The sequence below is a fragment of the Acinetobacter sp. SCLZS86 genome (assembly GCF_021560715.1).
Classification (GTDB): domain Bacteria; phylum Pseudomonadota; class Gammaproteobacteria; order Pseudomonadales; family Moraxellaceae; genus Acinetobacter; species Acinetobacter towneri_A.
In genome coordinates, this window is the sequence record NZ_CP090864.1 from 512,051 (window position 1) to 529,512 (window position 17,462).

Below are 17,462 nucleotides of genomic sequence, written 5' to 3' on the forward strand. Positions count from 1 at the left end.
AAAGATTATAGTACGCCTGGCTGACCAAGTGCAGGGTCGCTGGCACGAGCTGCTTGTGCATCGGCAACGGTCATGCCTAAAGCTGCAGCAACGCCTTCACCATAAGCAGGATCACATGCGTAACAGTTGCGAATATGACGATACTTAATAAAGTCTAAAGCATCCCCCATCGCACGTGCCGTGTTATCAAATAGTGCCTGTTTTTGCTCAGGATTCATTAAATTAAACAATGCACGAGGCTGGCTGAAGTAGTTGCTATCGTCTTCACGATAATCCCAGAAATCTGCATCGCCACGAATTTTGAGTGGCGGTTCGCGGTATTGCGGTTGCTCTTGCCATTGGTGGAAGCTGTTTGGCTCATAGTGCGGCAAGCTACCATAGTTACCATCCATGCGACCCTGACCATCACGACGGTTGGAGTGTACAGGGCAGCGTGCGGCATTCACTGGAATTTGTGAATGGTTTACACCAACACGGTAACGCGCAGCATCAGCATAGTTGACCAAACGCGCTTGTAACATACGGTCTGGCGAGTAGCTAATCCCCGGTACAAGGTTGCTTGGTGCAAAGGCAGCCTGTTCAACATCTTGGAAATAGTTTTCAGGGTTGCGGTTCAGTTCAAACTCACCTACTTCAATGAGTGGATAGTCACCTTTTGGCCAAACTTTGGTGAGGTCAAATGGGTGATAAGGGACTTTTTCTGCATCCAGTTCAGGCATGATTTGCACGAACAGCGTCCATTTCGGGAAATCACCACGTTCAATGGCGTTGTAAAGGTCGGTCTGGCTGCTTTCACGGTCACGACCAATTAATTCTGCTGCTTCAGCATCGGTTAGGTTTTGAATGCCTTGTTGAGTGCGGAAGTGGAATTTTACCCAGAAACGCTCATTGTTGGCATTAATAAAGCTATAGGTATGACTACCAAAACCATGCATGTGACGATAACCGACTGGAATACCGCGATCCGACATGACAATGGTCACTTGGTGGAGTGCTTCTGGCAGTAACGTCCAGAAATCCCAGTTATTGGTCGCATTACGCAGATTGGTACGTGGGTCACGCTTTACCGCTTTATTTAGGTCAGGGAACTGACGCGGGTCACGGAAAAAGAACACGGGTGTGTTGTTGCCGACCAAATCCCAGTTACCTTCTTCGGTATAGAATTTTAAGGCAAAACCACGAATATCGCGCTCTGCATCGGCAGCGCCACGCTCACCAGCAACGGTAGAGAAGCGCGCAAACATTTCAGTTTTTTTACCCACTTCAGAGAAAATTTTAGCACGGGTATATTGGCTAATATCGTGAGTGACCGTAAAGGTACCAAATGCACCTGAACCTTTGGCATGCATACGTCGCTCAGGAATCACTTCACGCACAAAGTTTGCCAACTTTTCATTCAGCCATAAATCTTGAGTAAGCAGTGGACCACGTGCACCTGCGGTCATACTATTTTGGTTATCTACAACAGGTGCGCCTGCATCGGTGGTTAAATGCGTCACAGGGCATTTTTTTATCTCTTGGCTCATCATTGTTCTCCATTATTGTGATCATCATGTGGTGGGCTGCATTAGAAACTTATCTTCTAAAGCAAGCGGCCATGAACCGTTTTGTTGGTTTAAAAAATCAACTACAACACCACAATATCATGCAGATTGGGCTTTGTAGATGAAAGCTTTTCAAATCTCACCATTTTAATGTAAAACGATTTTTATAATTTTACAAATAGATAAATTTATTGTTTATGATTGGTATATTCGATAGATCTTTGTAAACTAAATAATCAGTTTTGCTGCATTAAATATCTGAAACAGAGACTAAAAACGGTTGAATTGCTAGTGAAATATCGGTGTACAAGGTGCCCCAATCTTGAAAATGCGGATTGATTAATAAACTTTGTGAAATAAAGCCATAGCTGATGCGGTGCAGATTCAAAGCAAGGCGCAGTTGTAGTTCGGCATTATGTATGACAGGTGCGAATATCTGTTGCCACATTTGCAGCATCATGCTGTAACTTTTTTGGTAAGTTTCAATGTGTGAAACTTGTCGTTCCAGTAAAAAAGTCTGTGCCCAAAGCCATTGTTGTGCCTGAATTTGCTGAAGCTGAAACTGAATGATTGTTGCGATATAGCGGTTTATTTCAACAACTGTGGATAACTCAAGTTGCTGTTGGGCATAACTTTTTAAGCGTTCTGCATGCTGTTTGACTTGCAGGTGAATCGTCAATGCCAGTAAATCTTCTTTCTTGGCAAAGTATTCATAAAAAGTGCCTAAACCGACACCTGCCAAATTAGTAATTTCACGAATGGTAATTTCAGCTGCCGAGCGTTCATGCAAAAGCCGAACAAAACTTTCCTGTAAAGCCTCTTGAGTCAGTTTAGCCCGCGATTGGCGCGGCTTACGGCGCACTTGAACCTCAGAATTTTTCATAAATAAAGCCGAACACCTGAGCACATATTTTTCTCTATACTAAATGCAATGATAGCATCGCGTTTGTCTAGGAGTGACACAATGCAGACATGGATGACCCATCAAATTCAAAATCAGTTTGATGAATTACAAGACTATAACTTATTTGAAACCGATACGGTTTTACAAGAAATTTTAACCCGTTATGGCAGTCAAGATCAGACTCGACTGAGCGAATTGGGACATATTGCAGCATCGGCAGAATATTATCACTATGCCGATTTAGCCAATCGGCATACGCCTATTTTACATGCCTTCGATGCACGTGGACGCCGTAAAGATGCAGTGGAGTTTCATCCTGCGTGGCATCACTGGATGGCGCTGAATCGCAAGTTTGACACGCATGCACATCCATTTAAACAACCGCAATCTACGGCAAAATGGGTCGATTGGGCCAGTCGTTTTTATTTGGCAGGACAGGTTGAGTGCGGTAATTTATGCCCAAATTCTATGACTTTAGGCAGCATTCCGCTCATTCAGCGTGAACCTGAGTTGTGGGCAAGCATGGGTGAGAAACTGTTATCGCATGAATATGACCCGCGTGATGTGCCGATTTCACAAAAGAAATCTATTTGGTTGGGCATGGGCATGACCGAAAAGCAGGGTGGTTCAGATGTACGTGCCAACCAAACGCTTGCCATTCCAGTCGCAGCAACAGGGCGTGGGCAAGCCTATTTGCTCACAGGTCATAAATGGTTTTTCTCTGCACCAATGTGTGATGCACATTTGGTGGTCGCCAATACCGAACAAGATGGTTTGGCTTGTTTCTTTGTACCGCGTTGGTTAGAAGATGGCAGAAAAAATAATATTCAGGTACAGCGTTTAAAAGACAAAGTGGGAAATCGGAGTAACTCCAGTTCTGAAGTCGAATTTCAGCAGGCGTGGGGCATCATGATTGGCGAAGCAGGGCGCGGTATTCCCACCATTATTGAAATGGCGAACTACACTCGTTTAACCTGTGCTGTGGGCAGTAGTGCCATGCTGCGTCAAGCCTTGGTGCAATGCCTTGCCTATACTCGACAACGTCAAGCATTTGGACAGACTTTGGCGAATCAGCCATTAATGCAGGCAGTCTTGGCAGATTTGGCTTTGGAAACTGAAGCTGCGGTACAGCTCAGTTTTCATTTGGCACATTGTTATGAAAGCGATGATGCTGTGTCTTTGGCATGGAAGCGTTTAATGACCCCTGCTGCAAAGTTCTGGACTTGCAAACGCGCGGTGGAACTTACAGGTGAGATGATGGAAGTTTTTGGTGGCAATGGTTATGTCGATAACAGCATCATGGCACGTATTTTCAAAGAAGCACCTGTAAATACCATTTGGGAAGGTTCAGGCAATGTCATGTGTCTGGATGTACTACGCGCTATGCAGCGAGAACCTGAGCTGATTCAGGTGTTATTGCAGGATTTTGCTCGCACTGCCGTTACTCATCCTATTTTGGGCAGTGAATTAGATGGTTTGCAGCAGTTATTGCAGACCACGAACAGCAACGATTTACGATTTATGGCACGTGCTTTGGTGAGCCGTTTGGTGATTTTGGCACAAGCGGTTTTGTTGTTGCGTTATGCGCCAAGTTTTGTGGCAGAAGGTTTTATTCAGTCGCGTTATAGTGCATTGCATGGGCAAGTGGTGGGTATGCTTAAACCTAAACAGGTCGATGTTGCATCCATCTTGCAGCGTGCATTTTCAGCATAGCATCCCTTGCTACTTGATTCTGCACAAAAAATTCACCCGCTTGGTAAAACCAAACGGGTGAATTGAACCGTATATTGCAGTCGAGTCGTGATCAATCACGCTCGCTTGTAGCAAAGCTGATTGCTTCAGCGAAACTTATTTCGCAGGCTCTTCAGCTTTTACACCTTTTTGATATAGAGTGTAGATGTAAATTGGAATATCCAAATCTTCTAAGTGTTTGTAGATGAGTGGACGTACATCTTCCCAATCTAAACCGCCTACACCTGTTGCAAGACGCGGTAACGCCAAGCTTTCAATTTTCTCTTCTTCAATCAACTGTTTTAAGTTTTTCAAAGTGCGGTTGACGTATTCTGTCGATGCTTTACCTGGTTTTGAACCGTTGTCATAAGCCGCTTCCTGAGTCATCAGGTTGACGATGCGTTGACCTTCGGCATTGACCCAAGTCCATTGCTCACCCGCTTTAGGATGGTAAATATGACAATAGTTGCGGAAGTCTTTATATAGCGCAGGCCAGTGCTCACGCAGACTTAAAGCCAAACCTGTTGCAAAGTTATCGTTAGGGGCAACACCGTGAGCAATCGCACGTGCTTCGCTCAGTAAAATATCTCCAGAAACTTCATAAATCATGAATTTGACTCCTGTTTTTAATGGTCTTGTTAAACTGATCTTCTATATTCATATTAGCCAATCATTGCAGTTTTTCTAGTGGATTTTATAACTAATAAGTCTTTGAAAGGTAATAAAATTTTTTAGAATTTTATGCTATAATTGTATGGGTAAAGCCGCTGAGTGTTCTTTAAAATAGCCTTCAAAAATAACCGTCAGAAAAATCTGATAAAGTGGCGGCAATAATTTATTTACCCTTCTTTTTATCTTAGCACTATTGAGCGGAAATCGCTTGTAATATGTGCAAAAAAGCTTATGATCAGCTTCCCAATTTAATATGGAACATTGGTGAGAGAATAGTCAGGTAATGCAGAAGCAAATGGCTTGAATTTTCCCGCAACATCTCCATCTAAAAGAGTAGTGACACTTCTCATTTCAATGATAAACCGAAAGGAACAGCGCAATGGCAAAGAAAAAACAGCCTGAGCTTATTCAGCATAACTTTGTGGCCAAGTACATGCACGAGGTGAACAAAAGTCAGGTTTTTGTAGACCGTAAGAAAAATGCCAAACGAGGCTATAGCAAACACAAACAAGGGCGATATTCCGATGATTATCGCCCTTGTTGTTTTTGGAGTGAATGGTGTGTTGCTTGAGGCTTAAACTAAGTTTTATGGAGATACGATACGTGTCGCTAGTTTCACCATATCGCCCAAGCCATGGGTTTTAAAATAATATTCCATCAGACTTTTCACCATCAGCGGATTATTCATTTTTAACGCCTGATCTAATAAATGTTGCGCATCGGTCATCGGTACATGACAAATTGCTTTACGCACCCGCAAGATATTACTTGAACTCATCGACAGGGTATTAAAGCCCATTGCCATTAAGAGTACCGCAGACAGCGGATCTCCTGCCATTTCGCCACAAACGCTCACAGGCTTGTCATATTTATGACATTCTTTCACCAAGCGGGTTAAGGCGCGCAGTACTGCAGGATGAAAGTGTGAATAGACGTTGGCCACACGCGGATTGTTACGATCCACTGCCAATAAATACTGGGTTAAATCGTTTGATCCTACCGAGAAAAAATCCACCAACGGGGCAAATTCATCAATTTGCAGCAGCACACTCGGTACTTCTACCATAATGCCAATTTTCGGTTTGGTGATTTTAACCTGTTCTTCTTCCTGCACTGCTTGCAAGTCACGATCTAGCAAATACAAGGCTTCTTCAACCTCGCTGACACTGGTGATCATTGGCAGCAAAATATGCAGATTATTCAAACCAATACTGGCTTTGAGCATGGCACGAATTTGCGAAGAAAAAATTTCAGGATGATCTAGCGTGAAGCGAATCCCGCGCCAACCCAAGGCTGAGTTTTCTTCTTCAATCGAAAAGTACGGCAAGTCCTTGTCTGCGCCAATATCTAGCGTACGCATCACCACAGGTTTGTTGGCAAAGTGACTGAGCTGTTGGCGGTAAATAGCACGCTGTTCTTCTTCGCCCGGGAAACGGTCACGTAGCATAAATGGAATTTCAGAACGATATAAACCAACACCTTTAGCACCGCGTTGTACGCCACGCACTACGTCAATCATCAAGCCTGTATTGACATACAATTTTACCGCTACGCCGTCAGGGGTAATGGCATCTTTGGTTTCATATTGCTTGAGGTCTTTGGCAATCTGTTCTTCTTCTTTTTGAATTTCTTTATAGCGCGTCCGCATGCGACGTGGCGGGTTGATAAACACCCGACCTTGGTGCGCATCTACAATCATTTCCACATCGTCTAGGCTGTTGATGGGCAATTCAGTTACGCCAACTACGGTTGGAATACCCAAAGCACGTGCCACAATGACCATGTGAGAATTCATTGCGCCTTCGGTGGTAACAATCGCTGCAATTTTATCGACAGGTAGTTCTACCAAAGCTGCTGTGGAAATTTCTTCGCCAATTAAAATACTTTCATCGGTCAGTTCACGGTGACTGGCATCGGCTTCTTGTAAAGAGGCGAGAATACGACGCCCTAAATCTTTCAGGTCAGAAACACGTTCGCGTAAATAGTCATCTTCCATTTGCGAAAATAGGGCAATGTGATTGTCAATTACAATACGCACTGCACCTTGTGCCCAGTTACCTTCACGAATCAGTTCTTTAATTTCTGCAGGCAGGGCATTTTCATCCAACATGCGTAGGAACACACTGAATAAAGCGCGTTCTTCTGCCATTAAGGCATCCTGCATTTTGTCATCTAGTGCCTGAATTTCTTGACGCACTGCATCTAGTGCGTTGTCTAGTAATTCTAACTCTTCACTAATGTCTTCAGCTTCACGATCAGGTACAGCCGCCAAATCTGCAGGTGGATATAGAATTACCGCACGACCCAGTGCAATCCCGCCCGAACCTGATACGCCCTGAAAGGTTTTGTAAGCAGGCAGGTTGTTGGGTTTGCGGAACACATCAATGTTGCCCACGGCATGCGCATGCGCAATGACACCTGAAAGCTGAGCACAAAGTGTGACTAAAAAGGATTCTGCGGCTTCAGAAAAGTCTTGTTTGTCCTTGTTTTGCACCACAAGAACGCCCATCACTTTACGGCGATACATGACAGGCACGCCAAGGAAAGAATTATAAATTTCCTCGCCTGTTTCGGCCAAATACATGAAGCGTTCGTGTTTGGGCGCATCGTCTAGGTTGACAATTTCTTCACGTTGTCCGACTAAACCGACCAAACCTTCACTGGTATGTAGAGACACATGCCCCACAGCCTCAGGATTTAAACCCTTTGATGCCATGAGCAAATAGCGTTGATTGCGTTCATCGAGCAGGTAAATAGAGCAGACATCCACATGCATGGCTTCTGCGACCTGATTGACCATAATATCGAGTGATTCATGCAAACTGGTGGACGCATTGATTTCTTGTACAATGCGTCTAAGGGTATCCAGTTGCATGTTCGACATACGCGCTACTCCATATTCCAATCAATGTTTTGAGGTCAGTTTTACACCACAGATGACCCTATAACAATAAGCTAAAAAATCTACATCTTCATGCAAATTTTAAGGTTTTTTCAGGGGCAATTGATTGCACAATTCCACCATCGCTTTACGGTAGACGTCACGTTTAAAATTGACGACCTGACCAAGCGGATACCAGTAACTGACCCATTGCCATTGATCAAATTCGGGTGGGTCTGACAAATTCAGCCGAATATGATGCGCTGACGCTGTCAGTTGCAATAAAAACCACTTCTGTTTTTGACCAATACATACGGGATCTGAATCCGTGCGTATATACCGATGTGGCAAACGATAACGCAGCCAACCCTTAGTTTGCGCGATAACTTGGACGTGTTCGGGCAGTAAGCCAACTTCTTCTCTCAGCTCACGATAAAGTGCCTGTTCAGGGGTTTCTCCATATTGGATACCTCCTTGCGGAAATTGCCATGCATTGTGACCAATGCGTTTTGCCCATAAAACTTGTCCAAACTCGTTTGCCAAAATGATCCCGACATTGGGTCGGAAACCTTCTGAGTCGATCATTTGGCTACCTAAATATTGTTTAATTTATGACTTTGCACTCGGGGATGATGATTTCTTTTCTCCAACTCGAAAACGCAAAGTGTAAATAATGTTAAAATTGCTATGATCTTAACGAATTTCTATCGACTAGCGGAGATAGATTTACAATTTTTTTCTTAAATTTCAGTTTTTACGAGTATTTTCATGAAATTGGCGCTATTTGATCTCGATCACACCTTGTTAAATACTGATTCAGATCATTCTTGGGGTGAGTTTTTGGTAAGTGAAGGCTTGGTCGATCCTGTTCGCCATCGCGCCATGAACGACAAGTTTTATGAAGACTACAAAGCAGGGCAACTCGACCCAATTGCATATAACGAATTTGTATTTGAGTTTTTAACCCAGCACGACAATCAGTACCTCACAGATTTGCATGAATTATTTATGCAAAAGGTGATTCGTCCACAAATGCGCCCTGAAGGGTTTAAAGCTATCCAGCGTCATCAAGAATTAGGGCATGAATTGGTGGGGATTACAGCAACATCTGACTTTATTACTGCACCTATTTTCCGTGAGTTTGGTATTAGTGAAATTATTGCCACCAATGCCGAAGTGGTCGATGGTAAATATACAGGCAAAGTCATTAATACTGCGTGTTATCAACAAGGCAAGTTGGTGCGTTTGGAGCAGTGGCTTGCAGGGCGCGAAGTCACAGAATCTTGGGCATATTCAGACTCAATTAATGACCGTTTCTTGTTGGAATATGCAGATCACGCCATTGCTGTAAATCCTGATGCACGTTTACAGGCTTTGGCTGAAGAGCAAGGTTGGGATGTGCAGGACTGGTCAATTTAAGTCTGAATTTTTTTGAGGTGTTGCTACTTTGGCTTTTACTAGCTTATTGATTTGTTTTTTGTTTTTATTTATTGCAATGTTGGATTATGTCATTCATTTTTAGAATAGGCATGCTAAGGTAAGACAAGAATTAAAAATGATCAGGAGTGAAAAAATGAGTGGTGTACGCCCAAGAATGACACATTTATTTGAACAACTGGGTTTGGATGCCAGTGAAGCTGCGATTCAGCAATTTATTGAAACGCATCAATTGAATGCAGAAACAACAATTGCCGAGGCAGAATTTTGGACGGAAGCACAGCGTCAGTTTATCGTCGAAAAAATGAAATCGGATGGTTCATGGGCAATTGTGGTAGATCAATTGAATGAATCTTTACATGAAGATTCGGTGAATCGTTAAGACCTCACTTGCACCTAAATTAAGCCAATAAAAAATACCCTCAATACAATCGTGTTTGAGGGTATTTTCATTCAAAAGAAACCATTAATCTTCTAGTGTTTCATCATCTCAATCAATTCTAAAACAGCGCGTGATTGCGTCCGCCCTGGATGCCATACCATGCCCAATTGACGGTTCATTTCTAAGTCAATATCTAACTGTTGTAAGTCCTGATTGACCAACGTTTTAGGTAAAACAGACCATCCCAAACCAATTGACACCAACATCCGAATTGATTCTAACGGATTGTTGCTCATGGTGACTTTAGGTTTAACACCTTGCTTTTCAAACTCTGCCAAAGTGATTTGACTGGTATAGGTTTGCGCGGCAGGCAACAAACTAGGGTAGGCGAGTAAATCGGTCAATTGCAGGTTTTTCTGATGTGCAAGCGGATGAAAAGATGCGACCACAAACACCAATGGATCATTCCAAATGGTGACATAAGACAGACGTTCATCTAATTTGGGCGGTAAGGTCAGAAAAGCCAGTTCTAAATCGCCTGCCAAAACTTGTTCATGTGCCTGTTCTGAGTCGACAAAATGCACATCTAACGTGACGTTGGGAAATTCCTGTACATATTCACGTAAATGATTGGGTAAATGGTGCAAACCAATATGGTGACTGGTGCCGATTTTCAGTTTGCCTTGAACCTGTCCTTGCTCATGACTGAGGGTGTGGTGAATATCGCCCAGTTCATTCAGCCAGTTTTTGACTTTGGGCAATAGTGAGTGTGCTGCATGTGTAGCTTGCACCCCACGACCTGCCGACTCAAACAGCTTTACACCAAAATAGCCTTCTAAGCTGTGAATGCGTTTGGTCACCGCGGGTTGGGTTATAAACAGTTGATCTGCTGCCAAAGAAATAGAACCTGTTTCCATGACTTTTACAAAGGCTTCAAAGGCTGCAAGATTCATTTGAACTACCTATAAGTATTTTTTATTACTGTGTGTATTATTTAGAAAAAATTAGAATTAATCAAAACAAATTCTACTTATTTTGAAACTGTAGGCAGAAACATCCTCAAGGGAGCGGATTGAAAAGGGCATAAAAAAAGATCATCGTCGCTTGCGCTACGATGATCTAAGAGGAAGAAATAGAACAGCAGTATTCACTTGAGAAGAGGGTAACTAGAGCATAACGATATGTTAACTACGCGATAATGTTGGACTCTTCAGCTTGTGCTTTCTTTTCCCAAATACGCTCGTGAATGAAATAAGCCACCGCTTGTACTGTCGGTTCGACCAAACTTAAGGTAATCGCCATCCAAATATTGCCTGTGACTACATAACCGACCACCATCGCCACGGTGATGTGCATGATGTAGTAGCTTAAAGTTTTTTTGAACATCCGTTGATTGTTGGCGACAAATTTTTGAATATGACTCATGTGAATACTCCTGTGCTGCTTTGACATTTCTCTGTGTGATAGCTAAAGGATAATCATTCATATTTAATTTGTAAAAGCGAATATTTTTGTGTTTTTAATTGGAAAATTAGATTTTAGTCTTGATTATTTTTTAGATGAAACGATGTTGATTGAACTTAACCTGAAAACAAAACAGGTTAAACCAATAAAAAATATTTTGCTTGGATGTAAATATTAATTCCTAAAAGTTTTTAAATTAATAAAAATGATAAATTAGATTTATATAAATTCGCGGTTATAATCGAAAGAATGAAAAAATTACCCAGTCCAGTGGAGTAGATCTGACATGGCAGGCGAAAACCAACAAGCACAAAATCCAACTGCAAAAACTTTGTATGATAAATTGTGGGATGATCACTTGGTCACTCAACGTGATGATGGCTCGGCTTTATTGTATATCGACCGTCATTTATTGCATGAAGTGACTTCGCCACAAGCCTTCGAAGGTTTGCAACTTGCAGGACGTAAACCGTGGCGTTTAAGTGCCAACGTGGCAACGCCTGACCATAACGTACCAACGTCTAAAAAAGAACGTGCGGACGGTATTGCAGGTATTGAAGATGATACTTCACGTATTCAGGTACAAACTTTAGATGACAACTGTAAAACCTTTAATGTGGTACAGTTTGATATCAACGATATCCGTCAGGGGATTGCGCACGTGGTTGGGCCTGAGCAGGGCTTAACTTTGCCAGGTATGACCGTGGTTTGTGGTGACTCACATACAGCGACTCACGGTGCATTTGGGTGTTTGGCGCACGGTATTGGCACATCTGAAGTTGAACACGTATTGGCAACCCAATGCTTAGTTCAAAAGAAAATGAAAAACATGCTAGTGCGTGTAGATGGCAAATTAGGTCAAGGTGTTACACCGAAAGATGTCGTTTTAGCGATCATTGGTAAAATTGGTACTGCAGGCGGTACAGGTCACGCGATTGAGTTTGGTGGTCAAGTATTCCGTGATATGTCGATTGAAGGACGTATGACAGTATGTAACATGGCGATTGAAGCAGGCGCGCGCGTAGGTATGGTCGCTGTGGATGATAAAACCATTAAATACGTGAAAGGTCGTAACTATGCACCGAAAGGCGAGCAATGGGATGCTGCAGTTGCCTACTGGAATACTTTACACTCAGATGAAGGCGCACACTTTGACACCGTCGTGGTATTGCAAGGTGAAGAAATTGAGCCGCAAGTGTCTTGGGGAACTTCACCTGAAATGGTCATTCCAGTGTCACAAGCCGTACCAACTTTAGAACAGGCGAAAGATGATGTACAGCGCAATGACTGGACGCGTGCTTATCAATATATGGGCTTAACTGCAGGTCAGTCTTTGGCAGATATTCAATTAGACCGTGTATTTATTGGCTCATGCACCAACTCGCGTATTGAAGATATTCGTGCAGCTGCTGAAGTGATTAAAGGACGTAAAGTTGCTGCAAGCATTAAACAGGCAATGGTGGTTCCGGGTTCTGGCTTAGTGAAGCAACAAGCGGAACAAGAAGGCTTAGACAAAGTATTTGTAGAAGCAGGCTTTGAATGGCGTGAACCAGGTTGCTCAATGTGTTTGGCAATGAACTCAGACAAATTGCAACCAGGTGAACACTGTGCATCGACTTCAAACCGTAACTTTGAAGGTCGTCAAGGTAACGGTGGTCGTACTCACTTGGTGAGTCCAGCAATGGCTGCTGCAGCTGCAATTGCAGGTCATTTTGTAGACGTACGTTCATTCTAAGTTATTCCCTCATCCCAACCTTCTCTCAGAGAGAAGGAGTTCTCTCTCATTATCGGAGAGGGCAAGGGAGAGGTTACGGATTCAGTGAGAATTAAACATGAAAAAATATACCGTTGAACAAGGTATCGTTGCACCATTAGACCGTGCCAATGTCGATACTGACTTAATCATTCCAAAACAGTTCTTGAAATCAATTAAGCGCACAGGCTTTGGTGATAACTTATTTGATGAATTACGTTATTTGGATGAAGGCTATCCAGGACAGGACAATTCAAAACGTCCGATTAATACTGAGTTCGTATTGAATCAGCCACGTTATCAAGGTGCTTCAATCTTAATTTCGCGTGCTAACTTTGGTTGTGGTTCAAGCCGTGAGCATGCACCTTGGGCATTGAATGAATATGGTTTCCGTACCGTTATTGCCCCAAGTTTTGCCGACATTTTCTTCAATAACTGCTTTAAAAACGGCATGCTACCTGTGATCTTGTCTGAAGAGCAGGTCGAGCAATTGTTTCAAGAATGTGCGGCAACAGAAGGTTATCAATTAACCATCGACTTGGAAGCGCAAGAAGTACGCACACCAAGCGGTACGGCATTTAAGTTTGAAGTAGATCCATTCCGTAAACACTGTTTATTGAATGGTTTGGATGATATTGGCTTAACATTACAAGCAGCCGATGACATTCGTGCTTATGAAGAGAAAACCAAGCAGTCGCGTCCGTGGGTTTTTGCCGAAATTCAGGCATAAATTCGCTGAAATTTGTCATAGCATCGCTGCCTAACTCTTGCTAACATCGGCACATAATAATTTTTATATTTTGTATCTAACAGGTGAGGTTAGGGGCGAATAATGACTAAAATTTTCGGTCGGCTTGCTGTCATTGGATTATGTATCACTACGCTAAGCGCATGCCAAACGTGGAATACAGCACGCATTAAACAGGTGAAAGAAACTGAACAAAGCAAATCCAATGCACTGATTTACTGTGCGGGTACAGATGATTGTGAGTTTGAGCGTTTAAATACCCTCACCATTGTCGATGCAGAAAAACATCGTGTTACACGTGCTGCCATTCAAGAGGGTTTGGTGCTTTTACAGGAATCATCCTTAAATAAATCCAACGCCTTGTATTTGTCTGTACCGCCTAATCAACATGAATTGGTGATTCGCTTTTATCCCATTTCTAAAGACCGTGCAGAAAAATTGCATGTGATTCATAAGTTTAATGCCAAGCAAAAATATATCTTTAGAATGTATCGTGACCGCAGTCGTAGTAAAGGCAGTTTGTTAAATGTGTCTGCGCCAGATCCTTTATGTGTAGATTTGGTGCAAAACAGCACAACTATTCGACGTTTTTGCAAACCCTACAATGTCTTAAATGGCTTGGGTGAGTTTGTAGAACAAAAAATTTAATCCCACAGTCTTTGACTGTCAAGAACAATGGAAACTCTCATGTCAAAACATATTTTGATTTTAGCTGGTGACGGCATTGGTCCAGAAATTGTGAAAGCTGCTGAACAAGTGCTGACACGTGTCAATGAAAAATTCAATTTGGGTTTGACTTGGGAACAAGGTTTATTAGGTGGTTCTGCAATTGATGCACATGGTGAACCGTACCCAGCAGTGACATCTGAGCAAGCGAAAAAAGCCGATGCAATTTTATTGGGTGCAGTCGGTGGTCCAAAATGGGACAACATTGAGCGTTCAATCCGTCCTGAGCGTGGCTTATTAAAATTGCGTTCAGAACTTAATTTGTTTGCTAACTTACGTCCTGCAATTTTGTATCCGCAATTGGCAGATGCTTCAAGCTTAAAACCTGAAATTGTATCAGGCTTAGATATCTTAATCGTGCGTGAATTGACAGGTGGTATCTATTTCGGTCAGCCACGCGGTATCCGTGAATTAGAAAACGGTGAAAAACAAGGTTTTAACACTGACGTTTATGCTGAGTCAGAAATCAAACGTATTGCAAAAGTCGCGTTTGAAATGGCGAAATTGCGTGGTGGTAAAGTATGTTCGGTGGATAAAGCCAATGTACTAGAAGTGACTGAATTGTGGAAGCAAACTGTGACTCAGTTACATGCAGAACAGTACCCAGAAATTAACTTGTCGCACATGTATGTCGATAACGCAGCGATGCAATTGGTACGTGCGCCAAAACAATTCGACGTCTTGGTGACAGGTAACTTGTTTGGCGACATCTTGTCAGATGAAGCGGCAATGTTGACAGGTTCTATTGGTATGTTGCCATCTGCGTCTTTAGATGAAAATGGTAAAGGCATGTATGAGCCTTGTCATGGTTCAGCGCCAGATATCGCAGGTCAGAACTTGGCAAACCCGTTGGCAACCATTCTTTCTGTGGCAATGATGCTACGTTACACTTTCCGTGAAGAAGCGGCAGCCAAAGCCATTGAGGATGCGGTAGGCAACGTATTGGATCAAAACGTGCGTACTGCCGACATTATGTCTGAAGGCATGAACAAAGTCGGTACAGTGGAAATGGGTCAGGCTGTGGTTGCGGCATTGAACTAATTTCAAAACTTCAGATATTTAAGCCAAATCGCATCTCTAAATGTGATTGGCTTAAAGCAAACGCAGTCTACGGACTGCGTTTTTTTGTGCAAAAAATTTCGTGCTGCTGTTTAATAGCGTGATGTTTATTTAGCAGTGTTGTCCACTATAAGACACAGAGGTCGCAATGTTGTGTTCTAAATGAAAAATAATATAGCAGGACAGCGCCAAATCATAACTTTCATGACTAGGGATGCCCGTGTTTAACGGAACTGCACCAATTCCTGTGGTTGGATGCTGCGCCATTGGAATTGGAATCCGTACAGGACGAATGACCTGGTAGCGTAAGGTTTGTTTGGTGTGTTCGATTGTACCCACTTGTTGATAGCCTATTTGGCTTAACTGCAAGTGTGTCAAAATATAAGTGCTAGATTGACCAACAAATTGTTGTAAATAGACGTCACGGCTTATGACTGATTGAGATGGATGGCTACTACAGGCAACTAAAGTAATGCCTAGAAACGAAGTAATAACCAAAGCAACGCAGGATCGAAATAACATGCTTTTTCTCCCTTGCTCAAAAGTTTATTGTAGAAGCCAATGCAAGAAAAGAATGTGGTGATTCGATAAGCTGCGGGGGCGAATGAAAGGCTAAACAGAATTTTTTGAAGTCAACGAAAAAAAGCCACTCCGAAAGTGGCTTTAGCTTACACTAAAACTTAGCGTGCGCGGTAAGTGATGCGACCCTTTGTTAAGTCGTAAGGGGTCATTTCAACTTTCACACTGTCACCCGTTAAAATACGAATATAGTGTTTACGCATTTTACCAGAAATGTGAGCAATCACTTCATGACCGTTTTCTAAACGTACACGAAACATAGTATTAGGAAGCGTTTCGGTGACAACGCCTTCGAACTCGATGAGTTCCTCTTTATTGGCCATAGCCTACCTGAGTATCAAATTGGAAAGGCGCAAATTATAGGCAATTTATCTGCAAAAATCAAGATGCTTAACCCTGTACACAGCGCATCTGTTAGTAAAATAAGCGAATCATCGGTTTATACTTTTTCTGTAAAAATAGGCTTGGGTAGGTTGTCAGTTCGGTCAATCGCAGTTAATCTAATTTCAATCTTTTTAAGTATAAATGAAGTACATACAAGGAAGGTTTTTGCGTGGGTCAGCTAACAGATGCATCGGTTGTATTGCGATTAGGCTACCAAGCGATTCGTCGTGCGGGGTTGCCAACCGAAGAAATTTTAACAAAAGCTGGTGTGGCCTTAAATCAGGTCGAAGCCAATGAGCGTACGCCTTTAAATGCACAATATGCGTTTTGGGTTGCGGCTGAGGAAGTCAGTAAAGACCCTGATATTGGTTTGCATCTGGGGGAACATTTGCCACTTTACCGTGGGCAAGTGATTGAACATTTGTTTATTTCTTCAGAAAACTTTGGTGAAGGTCTAAAACGCGCTTTGGCTTATCAACGCCTAATTAGTGATGCTTTTGATGCTAAATTGGTAGTGGAAGATGGTCGCTGCTATTTAACCAATGGTGTGCAGCCGTGGTCAGAAAATATCGTTAATCGTCATTTTTCTGAATGCGCCATGTCGGGTGTTTTACGATTCTTTAAATTTATTACTGAAGGTCGTTTTCAGCCCATTTATATCGACTTTAACTTTAGTCAAGGCGCTGCAGATGATGAATATTTCCGTGTCTTTGAATGTCCTGTGAGTTTGGGGCAGAAAGAAACGCGTTTGTATTTTGATCCGAGTATTTTGGATTATCCGCTATGGCAGGCAGAGCCAGAGTTATTGCAATTAAATGAACAGTTGGCATTGGAAAAGCTACAGGAACTGGCGCGTTATGACTTGGTTGGTGAAGTGCGCCGTGCTATTGGTTCAACCTTAGAAAGTGGTGAAACGACATTGGAAACAGTAGCAGCGCAATTGAATATCACACCACGCCGTTTGCGTACACAATTGAGCGAAGCCAATACCAGTTTTCAGCAAATTCTGTCAGATTACCGTTGTCGTTTGGCTAAACGATTATTATCGAATACCAATGAAAGTGTGGAGCGGATTGTATATTTAACGGGTTTTTCAGAGCCTAGTACTTTTTATCGTGCCTTTAAACGCTGGACCAATGAAACCCCAGTGGAATATAGAAAACGTAAACAGCGTTAAGTTTGAAAATTTAAAACCTTT

Annotated in this window: 18 protein-coding genes; 9 read left to right on the forward strand and 9 right to left on the reverse strand. The window is 42.5% G+C overall.

What is annotated here, in order from left to right:
- Window positions 1-5: 5 nt before the first annotated feature.
- Both LZP46_RS02255 and LZP46_RS02260 read right to left on the reverse strand, forming a co-directional pair.
- Complete coding sequence (locus LZP46_RS02255; protein WP_096902685.1) at window positions 6-1,526, reverse strand: catalase; 1,521 nt, start codon at window positions 1,524-1,526, stop codon at window positions 6-8.
- Between the two features lie 268 nt (window positions 1,527-1,794).
- A complete protein-coding gene (locus tag LZP46_RS02260; protein WP_236094540.1) occupies window positions 1,795-2,427 on the reverse strand; it encodes a TetR/AcrR family transcriptional regulator in 633 nt (210 codons plus the stop codon).
- 81 nt (window positions 2,428-2,508) lie between these two features.
- Here LZP46_RS02260 and LZP46_RS02265 point away from each other — a divergent pair, with 81 nt between their 5' ends.
- Window positions 2,509-4,161: an acyl-CoA dehydrogenase family protein gene (locus tag LZP46_RS02265; RefSeq protein ID WP_178318617.1), complete on the forward strand. Its 1,653-nt coding sequence runs from the start codon at window positions 2,509-2,511 to the stop codon at window positions 4,159-4,161.
- A gap of 135 nt (window positions 4,162-4,296) precedes the next feature.
- Here the strand turns inward: LZP46_RS02265 and LZP46_RS02270 are convergent, their stop codons facing one another.
- Complete coding sequence (locus tag LZP46_RS02270; RefSeq protein ID WP_004976080.1) at window positions 4,297-4,788, reverse strand: macro domain-containing protein; 492 nt, start codon at window positions 4,786-4,788, stop codon at window positions 4,297-4,299.
- A 442-nt stretch (window positions 4,789-5,230) separates the two neighbouring features.
- On the opposite strand from LZP46_RS02270, the gene LZP46_RS02275 reads away from it, so the two are divergent.
- Entirely contained in the window at window positions 5,231-5,422 is a 192-nt protein-coding gene (locus LZP46_RS02275; RefSeq protein ID WP_236094541.1) for a DUF7230 family protein, read from the forward strand.
- Window positions 5,423-5,437: 15 nt separating this feature from the next.
- Here the strand turns inward: LZP46_RS02275 and ptsP are convergent, their stop codons facing one another.
- Together ptsP and LZP46_RS02285 are read right to left on the reverse strand one after the other, a co-directional pair.
- Complete coding sequence (gene ptsP, locus LZP46_RS02280; RefSeq protein ID WP_236094542.1) at window positions 5,438-7,735, reverse strand: phosphoenolpyruvate--protein phosphotransferase; 2,298 nt, start codon at window positions 7,733-7,735, stop codon at window positions 5,438-5,440.
- Window positions 7,736-7,834: 99 nt separating this feature from the next.
- On the reverse strand, window positions 7,835-8,317 hold the full coding sequence (locus LZP46_RS02285; protein WP_004976084.1) for an RNA pyrophosphohydrolase: 483 nt from the start codon (window positions 8,315-8,317) through the stop codon (window positions 7,835-7,837).
- 183 nt (window positions 8,318-8,500) lie between these two features.
- On the opposite strand from LZP46_RS02285, the gene LZP46_RS02290 reads away from it, so the two are divergent.
- On the forward strand, window positions 8,501-9,151 hold the full coding sequence (locus LZP46_RS02290; RefSeq protein ID WP_070155338.1) for an HAD family hydrolase: 651 nt from the start codon (window positions 8,501-8,503) through the stop codon (window positions 9,149-9,151).
- A gap of 154 nt (window positions 9,152-9,305) precedes the next feature.
- Entirely contained in the window at window positions 9,306-9,551 is a 246-nt protein-coding gene (locus LZP46_RS02295) for a DUF2789 family protein (RefSeq protein ID WP_136144729.1), read from the forward strand.
- Window positions 9,552-9,643: 92 nt separating this feature from the next.
- Here LZP46_RS02295 and LZP46_RS02300 read toward each other — a convergent pair whose 3' ends face one another.
- Together LZP46_RS02300 and LZP46_RS02305 are read right to left on the reverse strand one after the other, a co-directional pair.
- Window positions 9,644-10,504 (reverse strand): LysR family transcriptional regulator, encoded by an 861-nt coding sequence (locus LZP46_RS02300; protein WP_236094543.1) that lies wholly within the window; start codon window positions 10,502-10,504, stop codon window positions 9,644-9,646.
- Window positions 10,505-10,739: 235 nt separating this feature from the next.
- Window positions 10,740-10,976 (reverse strand): DUF2061 domain-containing protein, encoded by a 237-nt coding sequence (locus tag LZP46_RS02305; RefSeq protein WP_236094544.1) that lies wholly within the window; start codon window positions 10,974-10,976, stop codon window positions 10,740-10,742.
- A gap of 325 nt (window positions 10,977-11,301) precedes the next feature.
- On the opposite strand from LZP46_RS02305, the gene leuC reads away from it, so the two are divergent.
- The 4 genes from leuC to leuB all read left to right on the forward strand — a co-directional run bounded on the left by leuC (window position 11,302) and on the right by leuB (window position 15,283).
- A complete protein-coding gene (leuC, locus tag LZP46_RS02310) occupies window positions 11,302-12,750 on the forward strand; it encodes a 3-isopropylmalate dehydratase large subunit (protein WP_236094545.1) in 1,449 nt (482 codons plus the stop codon).
- 97 nt (window positions 12,751-12,847) lie between these two features.
- Window positions 12,848-13,498 (forward strand): 3-isopropylmalate dehydratase small subunit, encoded by a 651-nt coding sequence (gene leuD / locus LZP46_RS02315; protein WP_019836006.1) that lies wholly within the window; start codon window positions 12,848-12,850, stop codon window positions 13,496-13,498.
- 102 nt (window positions 13,499-13,600) lie between these two features.
- Window positions 13,601-14,164, forward strand: a complete 564-nt coding sequence (locus LZP46_RS02320) for a hypothetical protein (RefSeq protein ID WP_236094546.1) — start codon at window positions 13,601-13,603, stop codon at window positions 14,162-14,164.
- 39 nt (window positions 14,165-14,203) lie between these two features.
- Window positions 14,204-15,283 (forward strand): 3-isopropylmalate dehydrogenase, encoded by a 1,080-nt coding sequence (gene leuB / locus LZP46_RS02325; RefSeq protein WP_236094547.1) that lies wholly within the window; start codon window positions 14,204-14,206, stop codon window positions 15,281-15,283.
- A gap of 129 nt (window positions 15,284-15,412) precedes the next feature.
- On the opposite strand, the gene LZP46_RS02330 is transcribed toward leuB, so the two are convergent.
- Together LZP46_RS02330 and infA are read right to left on the reverse strand one after the other, a co-directional pair.
- Window positions 15,413-15,823 (reverse strand): hypothetical protein, encoded by a 411-nt coding sequence (locus LZP46_RS02330; RefSeq protein ID WP_236094548.1) that lies wholly within the window; start codon window positions 15,821-15,823, stop codon window positions 15,413-15,415.
- A 158-nt stretch (window positions 15,824-15,981) separates the two neighbouring features.
- Window positions 15,982-16,203: a translation initiation factor IF-1 gene (infA, locus tag LZP46_RS02335; protein WP_001284370.1), complete on the reverse strand. Its 222-nt coding sequence runs from the start codon at window positions 16,201-16,203 to the stop codon at window positions 15,982-15,984.
- Between the two features lie 230 nt (window positions 16,204-16,433).
- On the opposite strand from infA, the gene LZP46_RS02340 reads away from it, so the two are divergent.
- Window positions 16,434-17,441 (forward strand): AraC family transcriptional regulator, encoded by a 1,008-nt coding sequence (locus tag LZP46_RS02340; RefSeq protein ID WP_236094549.1) that lies wholly within the window; start codon window positions 16,434-16,436, stop codon window positions 17,439-17,441.
- Window positions 17,442-17,462 lie beyond the last annotated feature (21 nt).

Coding starts and splice junctions, on each gene's coding strand:
- LZP46_RS02305 (WP_236094544.1), bottom strand. CDS start 10,976: ATGAGTCATATTCAAAAATTTGTCGCCAACAATCAACGGATGTTCAAA.
- LZP46_RS02300 (WP_236094543.1), bottom strand. CDS start 10,504: ATGAATCTTGCAGCCTTTGAAGCCTTTGTAAAAGTCATGGAAACAGGT.
- leuC (WP_236094545.1), top strand. CDS start 11,302: ATGGCAGGCGAAAACCAACAAGCACAAAATCCAACTGCAAAAACTTTG.
- LZP46_RS02275 (WP_236094541.1), top strand. CDS start 5,231: ATGGCAAAGAAAAAACAGCCTGAGCTTATTCAGCATAACTTTGTGGCC.
- infA (WP_001284370.1), bottom strand. CDS start 16,203: ATGGCCAATAAAGAGGAACTCATCGAGTTCGAAGGCGTTGTCACCGAA.
- leuD (WP_019836006.1), top strand. CDS start 12,848: ATGAAAAAATATACCGTTGAACAAGGTATCGTTGCACCATTAGACCGT.
- LZP46_RS02330 (WP_236094548.1), bottom strand. CDS start 15,823: ATGTTATTTCGATCCTGCGTTGCTTTGGTTATTACTTCGTTTCTAGGC.
- LZP46_RS02260 (WP_236094540.1), bottom strand. CDS start 2,427: ATGAAAAATTCTGAGGTTCAAGTGCGCCGTAAGCCGCGCCAATCGCGG.
- leuB (WP_236094547.1), top strand. CDS start 14,204: ATGTCAAAACATATTTTGATTTTAGCTGGTGACGGCATTGGTCCAGAA.
- ptsP (WP_236094542.1), bottom strand. CDS start 7,735: ATGTCGAACATGCAACTGGATACCCTTAGACGCATTGTACAAGAAATC.
- LZP46_RS02255 (WP_096902685.1), bottom strand. CDS start 1,526: ATGAGCCAAGAGATAAAAAAATGCCCTGTGACGCATTTAACCACCGAT.
- LZP46_RS02320 (WP_236094546.1), top strand. CDS start 13,601: ATGACTAAAATTTTCGGTCGGCTTGCTGTCATTGGATTATGTATCACT.
- LZP46_RS02285 (WP_004976084.1), bottom strand. CDS start 8,317: ATGATCGACTCAGAAGGTTTCCGACCCAATGTCGGGATCATTTTGGCA.
- LZP46_RS02295 (WP_136144729.1), top strand. CDS start 9,306: ATGAGTGGTGTACGCCCAAGAATGACACATTTATTTGAACAACTGGGT.
- LZP46_RS02265 (WP_178318617.1), top strand. CDS start 2,509: ATGCAGACATGGATGACCCATCAAATTCAAAATCAGTTTGATGAATTA.
- LZP46_RS02270 (WP_004976080.1), bottom strand. CDS start 4,788: ATGATTTATGAAGTTTCTGGAGATATTTTACTGAGCGAAGCACGTGCG.
- LZP46_RS02290 (WP_070155338.1), top strand. CDS start 8,501: ATGAAATTGGCGCTATTTGATCTCGATCACACCTTGTTAAATACTGAT.